23 protein-coding genes are annotated in these 19,365 nt (G+C 42.3%); 4 read left to right on the top strand and 19 right to left on the bottom strand.

All coding sequences use genetic code 11. From position 1 onward, the window contains the following. Window positions 1-184: 184 nt before the first annotated feature. From H6G92_RS34950 to H6G92_RS34865, 18 genes are all read right to left on the bottom strand, one after another. Window positions 185-607 (bottom strand): DUF6884 domain-containing protein, encoded by a 423-nt coding sequence (locus H6G92_RS34950; RefSeq protein WP_190901012.1) that lies wholly within the window; start codon window positions 605-607, stop codon window positions 185-187. A gap of 8 nt (window positions 608-615) precedes the next feature. Next, window positions 616-1,512 (bottom strand): hypothetical protein, encoded by an 897-nt coding sequence (locus H6G92_RS34945; protein ID WP_190901010.1) that lies wholly within the window; start codon window positions 1,510-1,512, stop codon window positions 616-618. Between the two features lie 360 nt (window positions 1,513-1,872). Next, window positions 1,873-2,310, bottom strand: coding sequence for a hypothetical protein (locus tag H6G92_RS34940; protein WP_190901008.1), 438 nt, complete (start codon window positions 2,308-2,310; stop codon window positions 1,873-1,875). Between the two features lie 189 nt (window positions 2,311-2,499). Beyond that, window positions 2,500-4,983 carry an ATP-binding protein gene (locus H6G92_RS34935; RefSeq protein WP_190901006.1) on the bottom strand — a complete coding sequence of 828 codons (2,484 nt, stop codon included), beginning with the start codon at window positions 4,981-4,983 and terminating at the stop codon, window positions 2,500-2,502. Window positions 4,984-5,057: 74 nt separating this feature from the next. Further along, window positions 5,058-5,327, bottom strand: coding sequence for a hypothetical protein (locus H6G92_RS34930; protein ID WP_190971417.1), 270 nt, complete (start codon window positions 5,325-5,327; stop codon window positions 5,058-5,060). Continuing rightward, window positions 5,305-5,514, bottom strand: coding sequence for a hypothetical protein (locus H6G92_RS34925; protein ID WP_190901001.1), 210 nt, complete (start codon window positions 5,512-5,514; stop codon window positions 5,305-5,307). The genes H6G92_RS34930 and H6G92_RS34925 overlap by 23 nt, the downstream gene beginning before the upstream one ends. Window positions 5,515-5,604: 90 nt before the next feature. Further along, window positions 5,605-6,276 (bottom strand): response regulator transcription factor, encoded by a 672-nt coding sequence (locus H6G92_RS34920; protein ID WP_190900999.1) that lies wholly within the window; start codon window positions 6,274-6,276, stop codon window positions 5,605-5,607. 48 nt (window positions 6,277-6,324) lie between these two features. Continuing rightward, window positions 6,325-6,504 carry a hypothetical protein gene (locus H6G92_RS34915; RefSeq protein WP_190900997.1) on the bottom strand — a complete coding sequence of 60 codons (180 nt, stop codon included), beginning with the start codon at window positions 6,502-6,504 and terminating at the stop codon, window positions 6,325-6,327. Then, on the bottom strand, window positions 6,501-8,300 hold the full coding sequence (locus tag H6G92_RS34910; RefSeq protein WP_190900995.1) for an ATP-binding protein: 1,800 nt from the start codon (window positions 8,298-8,300) through the stop codon (window positions 6,501-6,503). Before H6G92_RS34910 ends, H6G92_RS34915 begins: the two co-directional genes overlap by 4 nt. Next, window positions 8,297-8,845 carry a hypothetical protein gene (locus tag H6G92_RS34905; RefSeq protein WP_190900993.1) on the bottom strand — a complete coding sequence of 183 codons (549 nt, stop codon included), beginning with the start codon at window positions 8,843-8,845 and terminating at the stop codon, window positions 8,297-8,299. Before H6G92_RS34905 ends, H6G92_RS34910 begins: the two co-directional genes overlap by 4 nt. Before the next feature lie 25 nt (window positions 8,846-8,870). After that, window positions 8,871-9,587 (bottom strand): hypothetical protein, encoded by a 717-nt coding sequence (locus H6G92_RS34900; RefSeq protein WP_190900991.1) that lies wholly within the window; start codon window positions 9,585-9,587, stop codon window positions 8,871-8,873. A gap of 11 nt (window positions 9,588-9,598) precedes the next feature. After that, on the bottom strand, window positions 9,599-10,015 hold the full coding sequence (locus H6G92_RS34895) for a hypothetical protein (protein WP_190900989.1): 417 nt from the start codon (window positions 10,013-10,015) through the stop codon (window positions 9,599-9,601). A gap of 97 nt (window positions 10,016-10,112) precedes the next feature. Next, window positions 10,113-10,307, bottom strand: coding sequence for a hypothetical protein (locus tag H6G92_RS34890; protein WP_190900987.1), 195 nt, complete (start codon window positions 10,305-10,307; stop codon window positions 10,113-10,115). Window positions 10,308-10,314: 7 nt separating this feature from the next. After that, window positions 10,315-10,551: a hypothetical protein gene (locus H6G92_RS34885; protein ID WP_190900985.1), complete on the bottom strand. Its 237-nt coding sequence runs from the start codon at window positions 10,549-10,551 to the stop codon at window positions 10,315-10,317. Between the two features lie 39 nt (window positions 10,552-10,590). Further along, complete coding sequence (locus tag H6G92_RS34880) at window positions 10,591-10,797, bottom strand: hypothetical protein (RefSeq protein ID WP_190900983.1); 207 nt, start codon at window positions 10,795-10,797, stop codon at window positions 10,591-10,593. Between the two features lie 95 nt (window positions 10,798-10,892). Next, window positions 10,893-11,138 carry a hypothetical protein gene (locus H6G92_RS34875; protein ID WP_190900981.1) on the bottom strand — a complete coding sequence of 82 codons (246 nt, stop codon included), beginning with the start codon at window positions 11,136-11,138 and terminating at the stop codon, window positions 10,893-10,895. Continuing rightward, window positions 11,135-11,368 carry a hypothetical protein gene (locus tag H6G92_RS34870; RefSeq protein WP_190900979.1) on the bottom strand — a complete coding sequence of 78 codons (234 nt, stop codon included), beginning with the start codon at window positions 11,366-11,368 and terminating at the stop codon, window positions 11,135-11,137. The genes H6G92_RS34875 and H6G92_RS34870 overlap by 4 nt, the downstream gene beginning before the upstream one ends. 3 nt (window positions 11,369-11,371) lie before the next feature. Beyond that, window positions 11,372-12,487, bottom strand: a complete 1,116-nt coding sequence (locus tag H6G92_RS34865; RefSeq protein WP_190900977.1) for a ParM/StbA family protein — start codon at window positions 12,485-12,487, stop codon at window positions 11,372-11,374. Between the two features lie 296 nt (window positions 12,488-12,783). Between H6G92_RS34865 and H6G92_RS34860 the strand changes: the two genes are divergently transcribed. The 3 genes from H6G92_RS34860 to H6G92_RS34850 all read left to right on the top strand — a co-directional run bounded on the left by H6G92_RS34860 (window position 12,784) and on the right by H6G92_RS34850 (window position 17,701). Continuing rightward, window positions 12,784-12,978, top strand: coding sequence for a ribbon-helix-helix domain-containing protein (locus H6G92_RS34860; protein WP_152592907.1), 195 nt, complete (start codon window positions 12,784-12,786; stop codon window positions 12,976-12,978). Window positions 12,979-13,076: 98 nt separating this feature from the next. Further along, window positions 13,077-13,259 (top strand): hypothetical protein, encoded by a 183-nt coding sequence (locus tag H6G92_RS34855; RefSeq protein ID WP_152592908.1) that lies wholly within the window; start codon window positions 13,077-13,079, stop codon window positions 13,257-13,259. Window positions 13,260-14,386: 1,127 nt separating this feature from the next. Next, window positions 14,387-17,701, top strand: a complete 3,315-nt coding sequence (locus tag H6G92_RS34850) for a plasmid replication protein, CyRepA1 family (protein WP_190900976.1) — start codon at window positions 14,387-14,389, stop codon at window positions 17,699-17,701. 462 nt (window positions 17,702-18,163) lie between these two features. On the opposite strand, the gene H6G92_RS34845 is transcribed toward H6G92_RS34850, so the two are convergent. Further along, entirely contained in the window at window positions 18,164-18,595 is a 432-nt protein-coding gene (locus tag H6G92_RS34845) for a hypothetical protein (protein WP_190900975.1), read from the bottom strand. A gap of 354 nt (window positions 18,596-18,949) precedes the next feature. On the opposite strand from H6G92_RS34845, the gene H6G92_RS34840 reads away from it, so the two are divergent. Further along, window positions 18,950-19,303 (top strand): hypothetical protein, encoded by a 354-nt coding sequence (locus H6G92_RS34840; protein WP_199345102.1) that lies wholly within the window; start codon window positions 18,950-18,952, stop codon window positions 19,301-19,303. Window positions 19,304-19,365 lie beyond the last annotated feature (62 nt).

Below are 19,365 nucleotides of genomic sequence, written 5' to 3'. Positions count from 1 at the left end.
AAACTTTCAAGTTCATCAGGTTCACTTTCTGGCTTGAGATACAAAGTACAAATTCTTTCCACTTCTTCGGGTGATATACTCTGCTTGTTGCACCAAGCTTTGATGCAAGCATCGCTCAATTCTTCAATAGTACAATAATACTATTAAGTGATTATGCGGTCAAGTGTGCCAGAGTCGTTGTGCTTCAGTTAGACGTGGAATTACTAAACCAAGCTAGTTGTTGGCCAATTCCTAATCCTCTAAGAGGAATTTCAACTGTATAACCAACTTCTTGCAGGAGTGGCACTAAATATTCTCTGTATTTTTTACCAGCGAAAAATCGAACTGTACCTTTTTCTGGCAAAACTTGTAAAATTTCTTTAAACACTTTTTCTGACCACTGTCTACGCTCAGTAGCTTTCATATTGTTCAAAGTTAGTTCATAAGGTTCAATAAGTTTATCTGTGTGTAGCAAACCATATTTAGCTGAAATAATGTACCAGTCCCACTTCTGTTGTTCAACATAAGCTCTTGCTTTTATGAACCAAAGAGATTTATATAGCTCTTTAGCATAACTGGGCTGATTATTTTTCGACTTTGCACAAGCAACGATAGTAATACTAGACATAATTTTATTTACCTTAAAAATTGGGCATCTGGTACTTTCTCTGCAAATAAAATATGCGCCGCAATTAAATCATTTTCTAATTCTAATCTTTGATGTGTAATCCATAAATGATTAATAGCCCAAGAACACTCTAAAGTTCCACTATTGGCAAAGATATGTTCTTGTTCTGTTTCAGGATTTTGTGCCTTGCATAAATGATCAGCTAGTCGTGCCTTAATTATTCCTTGCCCAATGTAAAGTAGTTCTAGTTGATTAGAACCACGAATGCGGTAGAGTCCTGATGAGTTGTTAGCCAATGATGTTAATCCTGCTTTTGTAAGAGGAACCCAATCAGACCACTGATGATCACACCAGTGATTACTTTGCAAATCTTTTTGCAATTCTCCTTTAGGAGATATACCGGGCAAATGACTTTGTTCCAACTCTGATATCAGCCCACCTCTCCGGCGCTTTCCAGTTTGTACTAACTTAAAGTCATTGGAAGTAGACATCCGATAACCGACAGGCATTCTTCCAAAATTTACTGTAGGAGATTGACTATACTTTTGTCGATAAAGGCTAATGGCTAAAGCTTCCAATCCCTTGCGCCACCGTGTTGTTCCTTGAACAGGGAGTACGGATACTTCAAACTCGCAATTAGAGCTATGGCGCAAAGCCCAAAGTGCTGGAGCCGCGGTGTGAGGGGCACGATAGGGCATCTCCTCCTTGTAAACTCCGCGTAGCATTCCCAATCGCTTTTTCAGGGTCATTGTACCTTCGCCAGTTTGCCCTATGTAGTCAAGATCATCTCTATTAACCCGGCGCATTCTATAAAGTCCAGGTAGATTTGGTATAAGTGACCCACGCCAGCATCCATTTAATGGCTGCCAAGAAGACCACGAAAAAATTTGCTCTACTTGAAGCATCAAGACTGTACTTTATTAAGTAGTATTATTTTTAGTATTCCCAAAATCAAATTTCTATACCCCCAGTTGATAACAAGCCGTTCAGGAAACCTCTACAAGTGATGTCGAGTCTGCCGTACAGTCATGGGGTTCGGCATTATGCACAATAAAGTTAGGGTCTGTAATGGTTTCGACTCTTTGGCGAAAGCATCTCTATGAAACAGGTCGAGAGTGAGTCATATCTCGTAAATCACTGGCTCTTTTTATAGAAGAAGCGAATATACGGTAGCAACCGCTTTGGGTTAATCATGTCCCAAAGCGGTTATTGAAATGTTATGCCCTATGTTCCACAGCTCCCGTCCTTGAGAACAGGGTGGGGTATTATTCGCAATTGACGACATTCGATTGAGTCATATCGTAAATTACGACATTAGATTGATTCATGTCGTCAATTGCAACAGATGATTGATTCATGTCGTCTCTGGCTTTCAAACCAATATCTCGACGAATACTTTGTAATAACTCTAGACCCGTGCGTTGAGAATTGGGGTTAGCTGACCAAATCGCGTTGACTGTAATCTCAGTACCTTGCAAGAATGCGTTTACTGCCCCCACGAAGTAATCACCATCTGAGTAGTCTAGGCGGACTAGGTAAACAAAGTTTTTGTCAGGGTAGAAGGTATTTTTTAACTCACTGGCTTTTTGATAGTCGGGGTGTTCTTCAGTCAAGTAGGTAATTTTTGGTTTGTTAGGCTGACTGAATCCCCCTGATTTAGCCCAATTGGGGTCTAACTTCTGACGGCGTTTCGCTTCTCCCATTATCTCCTCCAATCAGGTAGCTACTGAGTACTGAATGTAGTTAAATCCATCTTAATTGTCCCGGAAAACAGCGATGGGCTACGCCCCGCCGGAGGCGATCGCTCTGGCACGGAAGAGAAAAGCAATCGCCTGCCCTCTCACAAATGTTGTGCGGCCACCAACCACGATTGAGATAACACGTTTTTGGATTCAATAGAGACTCCACTCATTCTTGAGAAGTTCAAGCTTCTCACTTTTTATACTTAAGCTCTTACAGTCACTCATAAATTGTGAAACTTGGGATTCTATTAGTGTTAAATTTCCTTCTCTAAGGTTATTTATATAAGAAGCCACACATGAAGTTGTTAATTGAGGCGAAATTTCATCAAGTAAAATATCATTTCTAATTTCTTTGCAGACTAGCTCAATGTCAGAAGGAGTTAGCTTTTTACTTTCTTTACCTAATTCTTCATAATCTATTAAATTCCAAAATCCGCTTGTATCTGAAAGATTATCACCAACTTTTGATAGTGAAAGGTAATGTTTGAATAGCTCAGTTCTTTCAAGTGCATTCGGTGGCAAAATAGGTATTTTCCAATCTAATCTACCCGAACGTTTCAGGGCATTATCAATGCCATTTAGATAGTTAGTTGCGGCGATAACGATTACATCATGATCTCCAATATTATTTAATTCTATTAGTAGTTGGTTAATCGTCGCTTTTTGATCTGTATGTGCGTGTAGTTCATGCCTACTAAAGCCAATACTATCTAATTCATCAATAAATACGACAGATGGCGCTTTCTTTTTAGCTTGAGCAAAAATAGCTCTCAAATTTTTTTGGCTTTGTCCAATCCACATACTCTGAATATCACATGGAGAGAGCTTAAAAAAGTATCTTCCAGATTCGTTAGCAAATGCATTGGCTAAAAGAGTCTTACCACATCCAGGTAAGCCAAAAAATAATATTCCATTAATATGACTATTAATTCCTTTTAACTGTATTTTTAAGAGCTTATTAAGCTTACTCTTCTCTTCATTTAAACCCTTTACATATTTGAAGTCAATTACTGGTGATTCTGGAGGGACAGCTTTTGTATGTATATGTGGAGGAGCTACTGGTCTTCTTTGAAAGGATGGATAGCTTATCAAATCAAATGATACAGGAATTAGTTGATGATTTTTATAATCGGGAGCCATAATATAAAATTTAATTGATTTATCATATTTCTCTCTTAATTTTTCTTCTAAAATTTCTTGTGTTTTTTTAAGTTGATAGTAATTACGGGCAATTTCAAATCCAGGAAGTACGAGCCAGACACACCTCACTTTACTAGGCCATCCATCTATTTTTATTGATATATCTTGTATTAAATCAAGAAAAACGTTCTCTCCACATGCCTTACCTCTTAACGTTTCTACCTCAACTATTGTATTATCCTCAATATAAACATCTGGCCTTCTCTTGACTTTTGATTTCCCGTCTGTTTCATTACTATCAGGATTTACTGTTGCTTCACAGCGAATTTGGGATAGATTATAACCCTGGTATTCAAGAGTTCTAATAGCAAAATATTTGAGATATATGTGTTCATCAGACTCAGAACCATAAACCAAAGTTTTAAAATGCTCAGTTTTCATACTAATAAGTAACTGAGCTTCTGCCTGAACTTGTATTTTCTGTAATTCTAAAAAATAGTCAATTATTGATAAGCTCTCATCGTCGGAAATATAATTTGGAGCTTCTAATAAAAGACTTAAATGATGTTGTATATCTTTCCTGACTTCTGAAGGAACTGATTTATCGTCAGGATACTTACACCTTAATGTAAATACAAATGGTAACTTCTTAGCAATTGTGTCTACCAAATATCCAAACAAATCCTTCTTCTGATGCTTAGATATCTCTGCTTCCGAAGGACAATGAAATAGAATGAAAAATTGTTCTGAATAGTATTTATTAGTATACAGTGATAGCTGGTTAAATTGTTCATCAAATTTTTCTGATTCAATTAGCTCAAAACTTGTATCTCCCAGTATTACGTTGGTCATTGTTGACTGACTAAAGTGCAAAATACTTGAGAATGGGAATTGAGATTTATCGCCAGTATCTACAGATTCATTTATTTCATTTTCATGAAGATAACTATTAAAAGAGGCATTAGAGGTTACTAAATTTGGAGCCACTCCTATATATTGTTTTTTCCGAATTAGTTCATAAGTTAAGATTTTCGCTACAACATCAGAAAAGAAATCCTCTTTGGATGGAATCAGGAATAGACCAACTGGTTTATTTGAGTCTAAACAAGCTTGAAAATTCTCGTATTCTTGCTCAGAATTAAAATCAAATAAATAATAGAATAAATCATGTTTAACTTTTAAAGGGTTCAAGAAATTTAGACTATTTTTTTCTGCGATAGGATCTATCGGTTCTACTTCATTTTCTGTAGAAGTAACTCCATCAAAGTAAATAGCGACTCTTTCATCATATGATAAATCAATATTAAATGCTGGGATTATTTTTAAGCCCAAATCAGCTAAACAGTTATTGAATTTATCAATAAGTGACTGACTTCTACGCTGACAACCAAGTTGGTTAAGAATACTTTTAATTTTGAGATTTTTTCTTTGTCTACCAGTTTCCCTTAATTCATTCTTGATTGATGTTAAATAGGTTACAATTACTTGTTCCATACGCTACCTTTAATTAAATCAAAACCTGTCTTTTTAGCTAGCTGTATGCCAGCATTTGGCAAAAAATACTTAGCTTAAAAGACGTTATTAAAATAACAACTATACTCAGATAACGCTGATCCGACATCGCTACTACCACTGAGGCAATGATCGACACTATTAGTTTGTGTAGTAACTAGGGCGATATCCGCTTCTATTTTCAACAAAACTTCAGCCTGAAAAAGAAAACCTAGCCAGTGGTCAGCTAGGGTTTTGTGTCTGCTGAATATGTGTCTGTCTGCTACTCTGTCGCCTCTGTCCATTACTGTATAAGGTTTCTGTCTAATTCTGTCCGTCCTGTCCATCTGTCCGATTTTGGGGAATTTCGATGGTCGTAGCATCTAGCCAGACGGACAGACTCGCCTCTACCAGTTCATTAAACAGTCGCTTCAATTCCTCAGAACTGAACCGTTGACCCTTTACCTTAAAGTTGGGCTGTATCTCAATAATGACTGCCGATTTTCTGACGGTGCGCTGGGCGTATTGCAGCAACGATTGGGCTAGTTAGGAATATAGAGATTTTGTACAAAAATAAACCCCACCAATATCCAACTTAATCCTTTCGCTATCCTCACCAATACATCATTCATTCACAATCAAGTTATAGTCTATATAACCAAGCATCGCCCCTCTTTTTATCGCCTCATAACTGTTCTTGACGTGCCATTTACTGTACAAATCGCTGGCGTAATGTTTGACTGTACTAACAGAGAGAAACATTTCTTTGGCAATCTGTTCAAAACCTAAACCCTGAGCCAGTAAACGCAGGACTTGTATTTGTCGTTCGGTGGGAGAGTCAAGCAAGTTTTTGTCAACGGAGTTGGGGTCAATATATCTATTTTTATCAAGGCTTTTTAACAGTTTTTTAGCCAGCTTCGGGTCAAGCAGGCATTCATCAGAGTAAGCTCTCTTGATGGCTAGTTCAATCAATTCTATATCAGCACTTTTGAGCATATAAGAATCAGCCCCATGACGAAAAGCTGACTTAATAAAGTCGGAATGAGTCTGATTAGTAAAAATCACCACTTTACTATTAGTTTTCCTTTTGATTGAGCTAGTCAGTTCTAAACCACTCATGTCGGGCAATAGTAAATCAACTAACACAACATCAGGGTTGGTCTGTTCAATTAGCTGAAAACCTATCTTTCCACTGATGGCATCACCAGTAACTTCTATATCAGGAGATTGTGAAATAGCGCCTTTGATGCCCAAGAGCGTGAATGTTTCTGGTTCAACAATTACTATTCTCAGCATGATGTTGATAATCCTCTAATAATAAATGGCTGTTTATTCGGTTATTTCTTATTGGTGTCTAGCGGACACGTTGAAGACACTTGGTGTCTGGGCGGTGTCTGGGGTAGTGTCTGCTGGTGTCTGGACAGGATAAGGGTTTTGAGCTTTGGTGTCTGTGGTGTCCGGTGTCCAGTGTCCGCGAAAAAAGGGCGTTTTTGGGGCTAGACACCAGACACCAATCGCAGTCAAATTTGATTGAGCCTGATAACACCCTCGGCTATCCAGTCCGCCAATCCTGCCCCCACAATTTCATACATCCAGCCCTTGATTTGCTCAACACTAAATCTCTCACCGTTCACTTTAAAATTGCCCTTGAACTCTCTTACATCAGCTTCAATTCGTTCAGTTCTGGTGAGATATTCATACAGTTTTTGCGCTATTGGTGATAGTTTATTAGGTTCATCTTGGGTGTCACCTGCTTTGTTACCAAGATTGAATTCCAGTTCATAAATCCGCTCTAAAGTAGCTTTATCGATGGGGGGATTGGGGTTAGATTCTGCTGGGAGAGCGTCGCTAAAGTCAGATATTTTCGCTGTCATTTTGGGCAGATTAACATCAAGCCATTCGTTAGAACTATCGAGTTTTACCTTAGCAAAACCAGTTGATGAAGGCTGTAGTGTAACTGAATCTACTTCCGCCAAACATTCAACTTGCAGCATCTTAGAAACAAGATTATGTAATCCCTTAATGCCGAATAAACACGTCTGGGTATTGTTATGAGCTACAACGGTTAAAGGCATCTCTTGTTTACGGCTTTTGGTTAGTGCCAGCTTGCCGAATTTGTCTAACAGTTCTGCATCTTTAATGAAGTCGCCGTATGTGGTGGCCTCCTCACAGATTAAAGACAAAGCTTTACCTGATGCCCAAAGTTTCTGCCGCCATTGCGACTCACTCAATGATGAATTATTAAAGGTTTTTAACCGTGATTCTAATTCTTGAACGTAATCGCGGATCTGCTGTTCAATATCATCCCAGGAGTGGTAACTTTCAACTCCTCGCCATTCACTACGGTTCGAGTCGGGGTCAAGGACAATCACACGGTAGCCGGCTTGTTTTTTGAGTTGGATTACATAACGGGCTAGCCAAGATTTACCGCCTCCCTGGTTGCCCCAGATAAGGGCAGTTTGTTTAATTAGGTTTTGCACCCATGCCGTTTTATTGTCCTGTGGTGCGATCGCTTGGTTGTCTGCCCCAGTAACTTTATCGTTGGGGTCAATCGTCCCCGCTAAAGTCTGGCTACCTTGCAAATAAGGCGTTTTCATCTCACGCAACTGCTTAATATAATCTGCCTTCTGTTGCTCGGTCATCCCAGCCGTTTGCGCCTCAAAAATAGCGTCAGTTGCCTCCATCTGCGTAACTTCAATTTCCGTGTGAGCGTAAATCTCAGCTTTTTGGATATCCACAGTGCGATCATTGGCCACTAGATCCAGGTCAGCTTGTAGTTGGACTTCTGCGATCGCAACATCTCGATAGCTCTCTATTAACTCGGAACGTGCGGCCATCTCTGCCTTTGCTGCGTCCCGTTTTTGGGCAATGTCTTCAAAGACTGCTCTCTGCTTCTCCTCATACTGGCAGTGGCGCAACATCCACCCAGCAAGCGCAAACCCCAGGAATCCCCCAAACGCCCAAAACGGTTTGTAAGGGTTAGTCGCTTTCACCAGCCCGTTTACCCCCATAGCTGGGTCACGCACTACTTGGCGGGGCATTCCTTCTAACTGCCACTGTGACCAATAAAAGGGGGTCATGCGAAATGGTCTGTTATTCTTGTCCTGACATACCAATTTTTTCTGGGGAGTCCGAACGCAGAAATAAATGCGGTCGCTTGATTCCCCTTTCCACGCCATCGCCGCCGAGCTAATACCAACAGTTAAACTCAGCCCAATTGCAACAGCTTTCTTGTCCATTGGCAGACGACCAAACCACAACATTAAACCCGATTGTTGCGACTCGGATAACTGTTTATGTTTGTCACTTAAATAGTTCATTTACCTCTCCTACCACCAAATAGAAAAATCATTAATATCGCTAGAAATATGCCCACTCCTGCACCATCCATCCAACTTGAAGATTCAGCAGTTTTTGGCTTATAAACCGACTCAATTGAAGTAATAGCTGTTTGTGTAGAAGTTCTCGCTTCATTCCACTCACTAATGGGTTCATTGAGGGCACACAATAGGGCTAATGACGCACTGCAACCAGTCATTAAATTAGTAACGAAATTATTAAAACCTTCACCTGTTGCAGTGGCAGTAAAATACAGGTGTGCAGTACCCACAGCTAAGAACATTCCAACGGGGTGAACTTGCAACAGATGAAAAGTGAAAATAACTGCACTATTTAGACAACTGCCAGCGACAATCTCACAAGCATTACCAGCACGTCTAAATGTTCTACCCCGGTTGTTTTCTGGCAGTGGTGGTAACTGTTCGGGTTGTTGATGCTGATGTTGTTGTTGTGGTGTTTGTGCCAGCCCTTCCATTGAAAAAGGGCTGACGCTACGAGGATCTTCATTTCGTTTCCTTACTAGCATCAGCCTGTGTCCTTTCAACTAATAGTTATCTATCGCCCAACTTCTGCCACAAGTTACCCAACATTGCGCCCCATCCTCTCACTGTTCCTGTTGCTGAAACACTAGACGCTGGTGCAGAAGTTTGGCTAGTAACTGGTATTACTTCTTGGGGTGCTTGGTTGGGTTCTAAAGCCCTTGAGCCATACCGCGCACGGGCTAAAAGTTGTTGGCGTTTCTCCCTCAAGCCCGTAGTAATTGCTTGCCGTTCTGCTTGCACAACTTGCCTATTTTCGATGCCGCTAATCTTGTTTTCATGCCGCCACAATTCAGTTTGTAAATCTTGATGCAATTGGGCTGCAACTTCGGCTAGTCCGTGCTTACGTTTTTGGTCAATTCGCAATAAGTCGGCTCTATCTTGGGCATCTATTTTACTCATCTCTGAATCAAATTCAGAGTTTAGTTTGCGAATTTTGGCAATAGCACCCGCAACATGAGAACCGTATTGTTTACGAAGTTCGACCCAGGTTACTTGCCCTTTGGTCAACTTCTCCATTGCCTCAAAGACGACCTTGGCATTGTCCAAAAATGGTTCTAATCTGTCAGATAATTCTTGGGCATTATTCGCATAATCCGCAAACTGTTCGAGCTTGTTTATATCCGAAAGATAGCCCAGAATATCAGACTCAAATCCTCCCCAAGATTGCGCTTTCTCGTCAATATGCGAACTATGACCAACTACCGGATTGCGTATTGCAAAGTCCATTGCTTAATCTCCTAATAAGGTATGTTGTCGTAGTCGATATCGCTCGACTCTTGGGGCAATTCATCCCAGTAACCCATCTCTTCAAATCGGTTATAAATTCTCGCTGCTAATTGCCTTATGGGGTCGTCAAAATCATCAGAAATTAAATCAAATCGGTTAGAGCCAAATGCCAGAATATTTGCAATGTCCGCGTCAATACCGTTACCCAAGAACTGACCAAATGCAGCAGAGTATGGATGGTCATCGATGGTTTCATGAGTTGCTAGAAATTCCGTTCCTGTGAGGGGTAAGTTTTGGCTGCAAAGAAAACTATTTATTTCGCGCTTCGTAGCTGTTGGGTTAAGAGCCTTAAATTGCTGGAGTTTTAAAGCATTATCAGTGAAAGAACAGCGTCCCCAATCATTGGGATTTCTATAATCGAGTGCCATTTGTTAGAATCCTTTTGTACTTTCGTTTCTGCGGCGAGAGATACGTCCCGGAGTGGGGCGATTGCAATGATTGGTCGTCGGTGCAATCGCTTCATTATCAGTTCTCACGAAATTCAACAAGTTCAAAAACCTCCCTCTGCACTTGGTTTTGACTTAATTCTTTGCGCTTGCCCTTAGAGTCATTGAATATGAAAGGTTCATTGACTCGACAATTAGACCGATGGCTGTAGCGCAGTTGTTGACCACGGAATTCATAGAGGTGGTTACATTGCAAAGTTGTCGTTTCTAACATAAGTTCCTCAAACTTGAGAGTAGAACTCGATATTTAGAATCGCTTCGTGAATCTCCATCAAGGCTTGGACTGCATCGCCCATCTTTAAGTCATTCGATGTACTGAACCGCTCGGATGCTTCGATTTGCTTGTAATTGGGAGATGCTTGCACAAACCTAAGAGTTTGTTCGCAACCGAGGATGATGGTCATGATTTCGGTTGTTGTTAGCGATGCTTGTGTCTGCATGGTTTCTTGGTCGCTCATGACTTGTTTCCTTGACTTTGGGTTTTTATCGCGTAACTTCTAATTCTTTCGCTTGAGAGTGATTTTGTAAGTCTCCCCGTTTGGCTTCAAAACAGTGTGTTGCTCTAAACCTAATTCGCTAGCTGCCCTTAAAATTGGACTGACATTTTCAGACGGTTCACCATGAAAGGTTGTCTCCCCTTTTTTACCTTTATCGAGGTTTCTAGAAATCATTTCTTTAAGCGCCTCAAACCCTGACTGTGACATAATTCCTCCTATTTTCTATACAATACTCTTGCCCGAACTACTGATGATCAGAGCTAGTCCCCTTCTGGGGTTGTGTCTGCATCATGTTTGGGATCTCACAACTTATTTCTTTTCCTTTGGGTTTTCATCGGTATGGGTTGGGGTTCTGGCTGATTACTTGGGGCTTGTGGCTGGTTCGGTTTTTGAAGTACATAGCTGATTGCACCTCCACCCCCGATAGCTGCGGCGATGGTAAACATATTGTTACGGCCATTGTGCTGCACTCCGAAATAGCCAAGGGCTAACGCTGCTGCTGTTGCACCAATGCCTAAAACCGTGTTTCTAAATCTGGTTCTGTTCATGCTGCCCCTTTGAAATTAGTGACCATTGCGCTAAGTGCCGATTTATTGGGCTGTGTAGATGTTGCTGTTTCGGGTTTGGGCGTTGTTTGCACATTGCCATGTTGAAAAATCAGCTTTTCTACACCTGCTGATAATGCTTGTGTTGGCGCGTCTTGGGGTAAATCAAACATCTTGCACAATTCAATTACTGCTAGGTAGGAGATGGTTATACGCCGAGATTCATAATTCATTGATTAAGCTCCTCTTGCAATTTGAGTTAATAGCTTCAACCCCAAAGCATTGATGAATTGGGGATTATTCAAGACCACAAAGCCTAAAGAGGCGAGGTTCTGATCCACCACGGGCAAGGAAACACCCCCACCCCAGGCGACAAGGTATTTAGCGCGGTCTAGATAATTACCAGCAGTCACAAAGTTGGCGAATTTCTCAATCCTGGTAGACCACCACTCATCTAGACATTGGCTGTACTCGGTTTCAAACTTCTTACCTGTCAGGTGGTTGCCTCCATAAGTGAAAGTGGCTTCAATAATCCCTTGGTTCACCAAACTGGGCGAGTGCTTCACATCCTTGGACAGCAGACTCACTCGGTCGTTTCGCTTGTCGAGCGCTTCTGCAATCATGGTGTGCAGTTCACCGCAACCACCCTCAATCAAGTGACGGTCAATCACTGCACCGCTACCGTTGAACACGGTAATCAACCAAGTTGATGAACCAATATCGAGTGCGATCGCTAATTCTGAGGGGTCAAGCACCAGGGACGCTTCACCGAATAAGCAGTGGGCAATGCTTCCAAACCCTTCGGGATAAATGCCAGTAACAACGATTTCAACTGTCTTGGTGACAATGGAACGAGTTACAGGATGCAGATGCTCAAAGGTGTGAGTCCCTTCAACTCTGCGCTTAATCTCTTGGCCCCAGCGTTCGGGGTTGTGGTTGCTCAAACTAATCGAAAGCTTGACTCCATCGGGAATATTCAGAACTGCTAAGTCTGCAAGGATGCTTTCTAATGCCAGTTCTGCTTTTTTGGCCTTATCCTCGTGTAACAGGGTGTGGTCACTTTGCGCTAGAGCAGCACTGCCCCAGAAAAATTGAACATCTTTTAAGTCCAGCCGCGTTCCTTCTACATATCGCAGCCATGCCCCATCTTTTGAGATGGTTTCGTGGTGCATGATGTTTCGGTTGCGAACAAGTGAGTATGCGGCTGGCATCATGATCGAAAAATCACCGATGATTGCCTTCCCATACCCTGCTCCTGAATCTTTTCCGGCGATAAGGTCAGTTAGCCCAGATTTGGCTAACAAGTCTGCTTGAACTAGCCAATTTTTGGCATTGGAATATAAGGTTGTCATGGTTCAGATAATTGTTAAAGTCTTGTTTTTTCTGGCTTGGCGTTGATTTTTAGTCAAATCTAGACAAATCCAGATATCCAGTTAGGGGCAAGCCAAAGCATCACTTTCTGGCTTCTATTGCCTTTGTTGAGTGGCTGTTTTTGGCTGACAACTTTAAAGTAGCATTTTCTCAGAGAATTATCAGCACAGATAGAAGAATTAATTTACTTTTCTCAAAAAAAAATCAGACAGATTGTAGCTAAGTATCTGAGAATTAGCTACTGTCTTGACTGAGGTACACAATTTAAAGTTAAAAAATGCCAGCAGGTAAAAGACCACGAGTAATGTTTGTCACAAGCGATCATGTAAAACAAGCGCTAGAGCGATGGGCAGAGGATGAGGATAAAACTGTTAGCAGCTTATTGGACGAACTTATAAAAGAAGTCTTAGTACAAAAGGGGTATCTAGAACCTCCAAAAAAGTTATTGAGCCAGAGTCATCACAAAAATTAACAGAAGAAATCTCTTCATCTGTATCACACAGCAATTCGCCTGAATGTTATACTAATGAGCAAGGTTCGTATAACACAGCTAGCCAAACAGAGCTTATTATGAGCATTCCAATAGTTACCAGTCGCCAAGAAGGTGCAGCAGAGGTCAGGGTTTTCATGCTGGAAGATGAACGAGAGCAACTCAAGCAGGCTTGCACAAGCATGAAAACGAATATGAGCCACATTTTGAGAGTGCTAGCACTGCAATGGTTAACCGAACAGCACCAAACACCGCACGAATAGTATTAAAGGAAAACATGGTTCAAAATATATGTTCTCGATTAGAAAAAACTGAAACGGTGCTAGATGAACTAGCACCGTTGATAAAATGGCTTACTCAACTGCTTAAGCACACTACTTCAAGAGTTAACTGTCTATTGAAAGGGTGGATAGCGCGAGTGGATTTGTTTTTCAGGCAAATGCCTGAGTATTTGCAAGCCTGCAAAACAAAACAGATTAGCCTGTTTTGATACTGTCAAGCAGCTTTTCATGCTAACCTTACCAAAGTAAGTCTGCAAATCAGACTGAAATCAATCAATACAAGAAGGAGGGGGCAACGACACTAGCAGTATATTCGGATAGTCAAAATGGTAAGGGGAGTCGTTAGATAACAGTATTGATGTCCAAGACTTTGGCGGGTCAGACAGACACCAAATTGTTTGAAGAACTAACGAGGCCTCACGACTCGACCCCTGTTCGCAATCTTAGCATACAGGGTCGGATATTTTATGCCTTTTTTTGGACAAATTGCAAAAAAGGCATCTGGCGCTACAATTTTCCCCGACTCTAGATTTAAAGCGGAATGTCAGCAATAGCTACTTAGATGCAAATAATTTAGGGATGAATTTTAAGCCTAGATGCCTCGTATATGAGGATAGCATCGTGAATATTTTGTTTTTTCAATTAAAAGCTGTTTTATTTTGCCTTGAGCTAAAGCATAGGGCTGATTTCTGCATTTTTGACTATTCATAAACTAATTCCAAACATTACACCAGCCGCTTGGTCAGCTTTGGAAGCAAGTAAAAAATAAGAAATCGGCTAGCTGCCCATACGCAAGACATACGCCTAGCAATTAGGCTACTAACCGTTTATATAGCAATCTCAGTTTAACAATGTCTGCGTAGTTGAGGTAAAGTTAGCACAGCTTTAATCAGGTGACATCAACCCTATAAAACTAATCATGAGAGTTTCATGCTCTTAATTTCAGGCCTTTTAGTCAAGACGATTGGTTTCTTGTAAATCTGAAATTTTTTCTTTACTGAGTAGAGATAAAGTGGTTAGCCATTGGCACACTTGATATCAGCACTGCTACTTTAGCCATTAACAGTGGGTAGCTCCGATGAATACAACCATTATCGGAGGTTATCAAAATGGCGCAAACCAATGTAATTAGCATCAATGAAGCTAATGGGAACGACCAGCTAACTCAAAGCCATTGGCAAGAATGGGTTATTGGTTCAGGTGTTGACCCAAAGTTAACAGCTTTAAATGTCCGTTCTCTATCAGGGCCATCAGTATACGAATATCTGTTATGCGCCCTACCTCAAACTGCCAGACGTAACGATGGGCGACTGCGTGATGGCTACTTGAAACGATATGCCCACGCGGAAGCCGGTGCATGGTGGGTTAGTGGACTTGACCCGCTTAATGATTGGTTGGCGATGGACTGGGGACGGATGAAACCAGATTACCCCAGACTGGAATGGGACAAGACAACACAGCAGCAAACTCAAAAGCCAGTCAAGTACGAGTCACCGCCCAAAACTCCCAACCGAGTTACCTACTTGAGAATGCCCCTACATTTATGGCGGTTGGTATCACTTCGCTATAACGTGCCGATGCCAGAACATATTACCATTACCTCGGAGGGAGAAGCGTTAGGGTTCTGGGCTTGGGTAATGGCTCACCCCGAAATCCCTGTAATCCTTACGGAGGGGGAGAAGAAGGCTGGTTGCTTGCTGACTTTGGGATTTGTAGCGATCGCACTCCCTGGAATCTGGAATGGTCGAGTGGGCAAGGAGGATTTAGAAAGACTACACCCTGATTTAGTCCCAATGACTCAAAAAGGACGTAAATTCGTTGTTCTGTTCGACTACGAAAGCAAACCCAAAACTAAACAGCAGATTTTTCAAGCCACACGCCGGACAGCTTCTGCAATTGTAGAACTTTGTTGCCAATGTGAAGTAGCGCTGCTGCCAGGGCCAGAAAAAGGAATTGACGATTGGGTTGTAGTTTTGGGGAAAAAGGCGGATAAAGCCGTCACCACAATGATTGCTGATGCCTTGAGAATCAGCGAGTACAAGCAAAGATTTTTCATCAATCGTGCCAGGGGACTCCATAAGTACAAGCCCGATGTGACAGTTAATACCCGTTATCTCTCACTTGCGATCCACTCCCTACCTCAATCGGGGTTAGTTGGTTTGGTTTCCGATATGGGAACAGGAAAGACTGAAATTTTGGCAGTTCTCAGAAGAGAGAACCCCCAACTCAGTTTTTTGAACAATGGGCATCGGGTTACTTTGCTCAAGAATCTCAGCGATCGCTTACAAACAGCAATGTACTCCGCGATTTCTTGCGGGGATTGGGGTCAGGTAAAAGCTCTCAGCATTACCGTGGATTCTCTGTATAAAATGGCAAATGATTTACAGGCTTATGACATTCTATTTATTGATGAAGCCTGCCAGTATCTCGCTCACTTGCTCAAGTCCAAAACTTGCAAGGAACACAGGGGGGCGATTCTGGAAGTGCTGGAGTATCTAGTTTACAACGCCAAGCTGGTTGTTTTAGCTGATGCTCACTTGGATGATTTGACCATTGAGTTTTTCATGAATTTGCGACCGGCTGGTGAAAAACCCTACATCATCAAAAACCTGTATCGCTCAGGTGGTCGTCAAGTTCATTGGTACGAGGGGAAAAACAGCAGCGCAATCGTTGCCGAGTTCCACGCTCAACTCATGTTGGGTAAAAAGTTGATGATGGTCAGCGACAGCAAGCGGTTCATCAAAAAGTTGGAACGAGCGCTGAATGACGGGACATCGATGGATACGCCTGATGATAATATACCGGAATCAGCCGAAGATCGACAGCTACGGGTGTGGGCTATTCACTCCGAGAACAGTGGCAGTGAGGAAAATGTGATTTTCATTAGGGAGATTAACATTGCCATTAAGGATCTTGACGCTTTTTTAATTACTCCCAGTCTCAGTTCAGGGGTTGACATTTCCAGCTATCATTTTGATGCCGTGTTTGGCGTGTTTCATGCTGTCTCGCAGTCGGCTACAGAATGCGCCCAGCAATTATGGCGGTATCGTCCAAATGTCCCCATGTATGTTTGGGTGGCTCCTCGTCCTCCCTTTGGTTACGCCGAAACTAATGCCCGACGCATTAAAGAAAAGATTCTTCAAACAAATGAGATGACCGCTTTTCTGATTCGCATTAACCGGGAAACGGGCAAACGTGGGGCTGAGAAGGATTGGGCATTAGATGCTAGTTGTCAGATTGAAGGGCAACGCAATTGGTCTATCAATCATTTACGGGCTGATTTGCGATCGCTCTTAGAAGAGATGGGCAATACTATTGCGCCTGTGGGTGATGCAACCGATGAGGGGGCTTCCCGGTGGATGAAGGCGGCGGGTATCGCCATCGATGAGGAGCATTACCGCAAGGTGGCGAATGCTAAAGATATTGACAGAAGGACTTACAACAGCAGGCAGCATCAGGATTATCTCAAGCCAGAGGAGGTTTTGGAGTGTGAGAAGTTCCGCATTCAGGACACTTATGGCATGAGCGTTACCCCTGAACTGGTTGAGCAAGATGATGGGGGACGCTTAATTAAAAAGATTGTCGCACTTGAAGCGATATTGGCAACCCCTGGGGAAATGGTCACTGATGAAGAGGGGCGAGAATTTATTCCACCGCCTGCTGTTGTTGTGGAACGCGATAAATCGGAACGGGAGCGCTTGGCTATTTGCACTGACTGGAGCAATCATTCTACCGCGTGGCTTATGCGTCATCGGCTAGGACTGAGGGCAGTGTTGATCGATCTCATGTCTGGGGTTGAGATCAAAGGGGATGAGGCGATGATTCAGGTTTTAGCCGAGTTCTCTAAACGCAACGCATCTCACGTTAAAGGTATTCTCAATCTGACCATCCCGCTATCGGAGTCTCCGATGTGGATTTTGGGGCAGTATCTCTCGCAACTTGGACTATCCACTGAGTCACGGCGACCGCTTGAGGACGGACAGAGGGTTCGGTATTATCGGCTGAATACTGAGGATGTCAAGTTTATCCAGAAGGTTCTGGAGTATCGGCAAAGGCAACGGGAAGAGAGGGAACGAAAGCGGCAAGAGTCACTTGAGCGAGATGCGGCTTACGCAGCTAGAATGCAGGCTCAGTATGGGATTAACCCGCCGTCCACACCCCCCATTAATGAAGATGGAAGTAATAATCGGGGGGGTATGGACACAGATGTAGAACTCAGTGATTCTTGGTGGGAACGGGTTAAATATTACGCTCGGCTGGCTATTGAGCGGGTTGAATATGGGGTGGAGTCAGTTAAAGAATTACTCAGTACACTAACGATTGATGAGCGGTGGGGCGTGATCTTCAAGTTTGAGGATATTGACCCGAATAAGTTTGCTCAACTGGTGGCAGATGCCCCTGATTGGGTGGAATGGATGGCGTAAATCATCCCCTGATTGAGTTGAATACAAGTAGGTGGACAAAAATATTTACTGGAGTTGTGAGCGTAATTAAATGAAGCGTACCCCTTCGGGGATCTTGCTACGCGCAGCGTCAGAAGAGAAGCAAGGAGAAAGGCTGAATGGCACTAAGAAAACCTGAAACCTTTGTTTGAGGGAGGTGTGGGAGGTGTGGGAGGATGGGGAAGAAATCTGGCTCCCCACACTCCCCACACTCAAAAGCCAGTTAAATTACGGGTTTGCGCTTATCTTAGTGCCATTCGAGAAAGGCTTGCGATTGCTTCATTTGGCAACTTTTGGAGATGCTACTGTGCGTTCGCGATAGCGTCTGCTTTGGCTTTACGCTTCATTCGCAATGACATTGTGTAATTAATTCTGCCCAATTACTTATCGAATGAACTGTCAGGCTTTTGGTGCATTAGACATACACCAATTTCAGCAACGCCGTTATTCGGTGGCTGCTTGCATGGACGAAAGTTCTGATTCTGCGATTAAGACGCAGATCAATGTATTGATATAAAGTTTAACCACTACCTTCATGTCTTCACCACTGAAAGGGCTATAGTTTTTAAAGCTAAAATTTTTATCTTTGTGAAAAATTAGCCACAACCCTTGCATCAGGTAAATCAGAGTTTCATCCTTTGTACTAGCGCATAATTGCTCAAAATTGCTAATGGCTTTGGTGTATCCGCCTTGTTCAAGCTCTTCCTTAATAATGCTGCCTGGATATTCATTTATAATTCGATGAAGCGTATCAAGCCAGATCACACCTAGTCGATTTTTTTGTAGATATGCCAATTCTTTTTCGACTGCCCGCTCTAAGTTAAAGTTTCCGAATCCGTTGCCGTTAGACTGCTTACGTCGTTTAGCCTCTCCCATTTTTTATACCCTTCGCCAAATATTTTGACCTCTTCCATCTATTGTTATCAGAAACAGGGAACTGTTCACCCAGCAGGTATTGGATGGAGTATTGGCATCCATAGCATCACCGTGCCAAAACGGTAAACTGTACGTCCTTGGCTGAAGCTTTGTCCAGCAAGCATCTTAGCTACTGATTTTTGATGCTTACGCTATCTTCTTGACAGAAAATAGCTTTGAGCAAGCAGGCTAGAGCCTGACCCTATGTCAGGTCAGCCTAGAGATTTAGCTTGGTTAGTGATTTATGAGCGACTGGAGAGTTTTGAGAAAAGACCTCCTTAGATGGAGTAAAAAATTTGGTAAAAAAGATAAATTTTGGCCAATCACACTGTTACCTGGAAATTTGTACAAGAAGTGAACGAAGATGGCGATATCTACTCACAACTGATGGCAATTAGCCAAAAGTCTATTGAGAACGCACATTACGAAACTGCCTACCATGCTTTGTATGCTGCCCTGCACTATGCCCAAGATATTGGCGACGAGCATTGTCTAAAAGCTGTGTCAGAAGCAGCGAAAGCACAATGCGATTGGATTGACGCTCACGCTCCAAAACATCGGTTGTCAAGTCAGTCTACTATTCTACGCCAAGGTGTCAGCCTATCTGACTTTTCACGGGATGTGGAAAGGGGAAATTGGTTCGCGAATGATATTCGCGAATCACTGTGACTTTTTATATTTAGAAGCTTCCTCAACCAAATCTTTTAAACCCTGATTGAGAATTTCAACCG

This window comes from Nostoc foliaceum FACHB-393 (genome assembly GCF_014698505.1).
Lineage (GTDB): Bacteria > Cyanobacteriota > Cyanobacteriia > Cyanobacteriales > Nostocaceae > Nostoc > Nostoc foliaceum_A.
This window is presented reverse-complemented; position numbering and strand designations above follow the sequence as displayed.

Bases quoted from the DNA above. Each gene is read 5' to 3' on its own strand.
- H6G92_RS34950 (WP_190901012.1), bottom strand. From the start codon at position 607: ATGTCTAGTATTACTATCGTTGCTTGTGCAAAGTCGAAAAATAATCAG.
- H6G92_RS34945 (WP_190901010.1), bottom strand. From the start codon at position 1,512: ATGCTTCAAGTAGAGCAAATTTTTTCGTGGTCTTCTTGGCAGCCATTA.
- H6G92_RS34940 (WP_190901008.1), bottom strand. From the start codon at position 2,310: ATGGGAGAAGCGAAACGCCGTCAGAAGTTAGACCCCAATTGGGCTAAA.
- H6G92_RS34935 (WP_190901006.1), bottom strand. From the start codon at position 4,983: ATGGAACAAGTAATTGTAACCTATTTAACATCAATCAAGAATGAATTA.
- H6G92_RS34930 (WP_190971417.1), bottom strand. From the start codon at position 5,327: ATGGACAGGACGGACAGAATTAGACAGAAACCTTATACAGTAATGGAC.
- H6G92_RS34920 (WP_190900999.1), bottom strand. From the start codon at position 6,276: ATGCTGAGAATAGTAATTGTTGAACCAGAAACATTCACGCTCTTGGGC.
- H6G92_RS34910 (WP_190900995.1), bottom strand. From the start codon at position 8,300: ATGAACTATTTAAGTGACAAACATAAACAGTTATCCGAGTCGCAACAA.
- H6G92_RS34905 (WP_190900993.1), bottom strand. From the start codon at position 8,845: ATGCTAGTAAGGAAACGAAATGAAGATCCTCGTAGCGTCAGCCCTTTT.
- H6G92_RS34900 (WP_190900991.1), bottom strand. From the start codon at position 9,587: ATGGACTTTGCAATACGCAATCCGGTAGTTGGTCATAGTTCGCATATT.
- H6G92_RS34895 (WP_190900989.1), bottom strand. From the start codon at position 10,015: ATGGCACTCGATTATAGAAATCCCAATGATTGGGGACGCTGTTCTTTC.
- H6G92_RS34890 (WP_190900987.1), bottom strand. From the start codon at position 10,307: ATGTTAGAAACGACAACTTTGCAATGTAACCACCTCTATGAATTCCGT.
- H6G92_RS34885 (WP_190900985.1), bottom strand. From the start codon at position 10,551: ATGAGCGACCAAGAAACCATGCAGACACAAGCATCGCTAACAACAACC.
- H6G92_RS34880 (WP_190900983.1), bottom strand. From the start codon at position 10,797: ATGTCACAGTCAGGGTTTGAGGCGCTTAAAGAAATGATTTCTAGAAAC.
- H6G92_RS34875 (WP_190900981.1), bottom strand. From the start codon at position 11,138: ATGAACAGAACCAGATTTAGAAACACGGTTTTAGGCATTGGTGCAACA.
- H6G92_RS34870 (WP_190900979.1), bottom strand. From the start codon at position 11,368: ATGAATTATGAATCTCGGCGTATAACCATCTCCTACCTAGCAGTAATT.
- H6G92_RS34865 (WP_190900977.1), bottom strand. From the start codon at position 12,487: ATGACAACCTTATATTCCAATGCCAAAAATTGGCTAGTTCAAGCAGAC.
- H6G92_RS34860 (WP_152592907.1), top strand. From the start codon at position 12,784: ATGCCAGCAGGTAAAAGACCACGAGTAATGTTTGTCACAAGCGATCAT.
- H6G92_RS34855 (WP_152592908.1), top strand. From the start codon at position 13,077: ATGAGCATTCCAATAGTTACCAGTCGCCAAGAAGGTGCAGCAGAGGTC.
- H6G92_RS34850 (WP_190900976.1), top strand. From the start codon at position 14,387: ATGGCGCAAACCAATGTAATTAGCATCAATGAAGCTAATGGGAACGAC.
- H6G92_RS34845 (WP_190900975.1), bottom strand. From the start codon at position 18,595: ATGGGAGAGGCTAAACGACGTAAGCAGTCTAACGGCAACGGATTCGGA.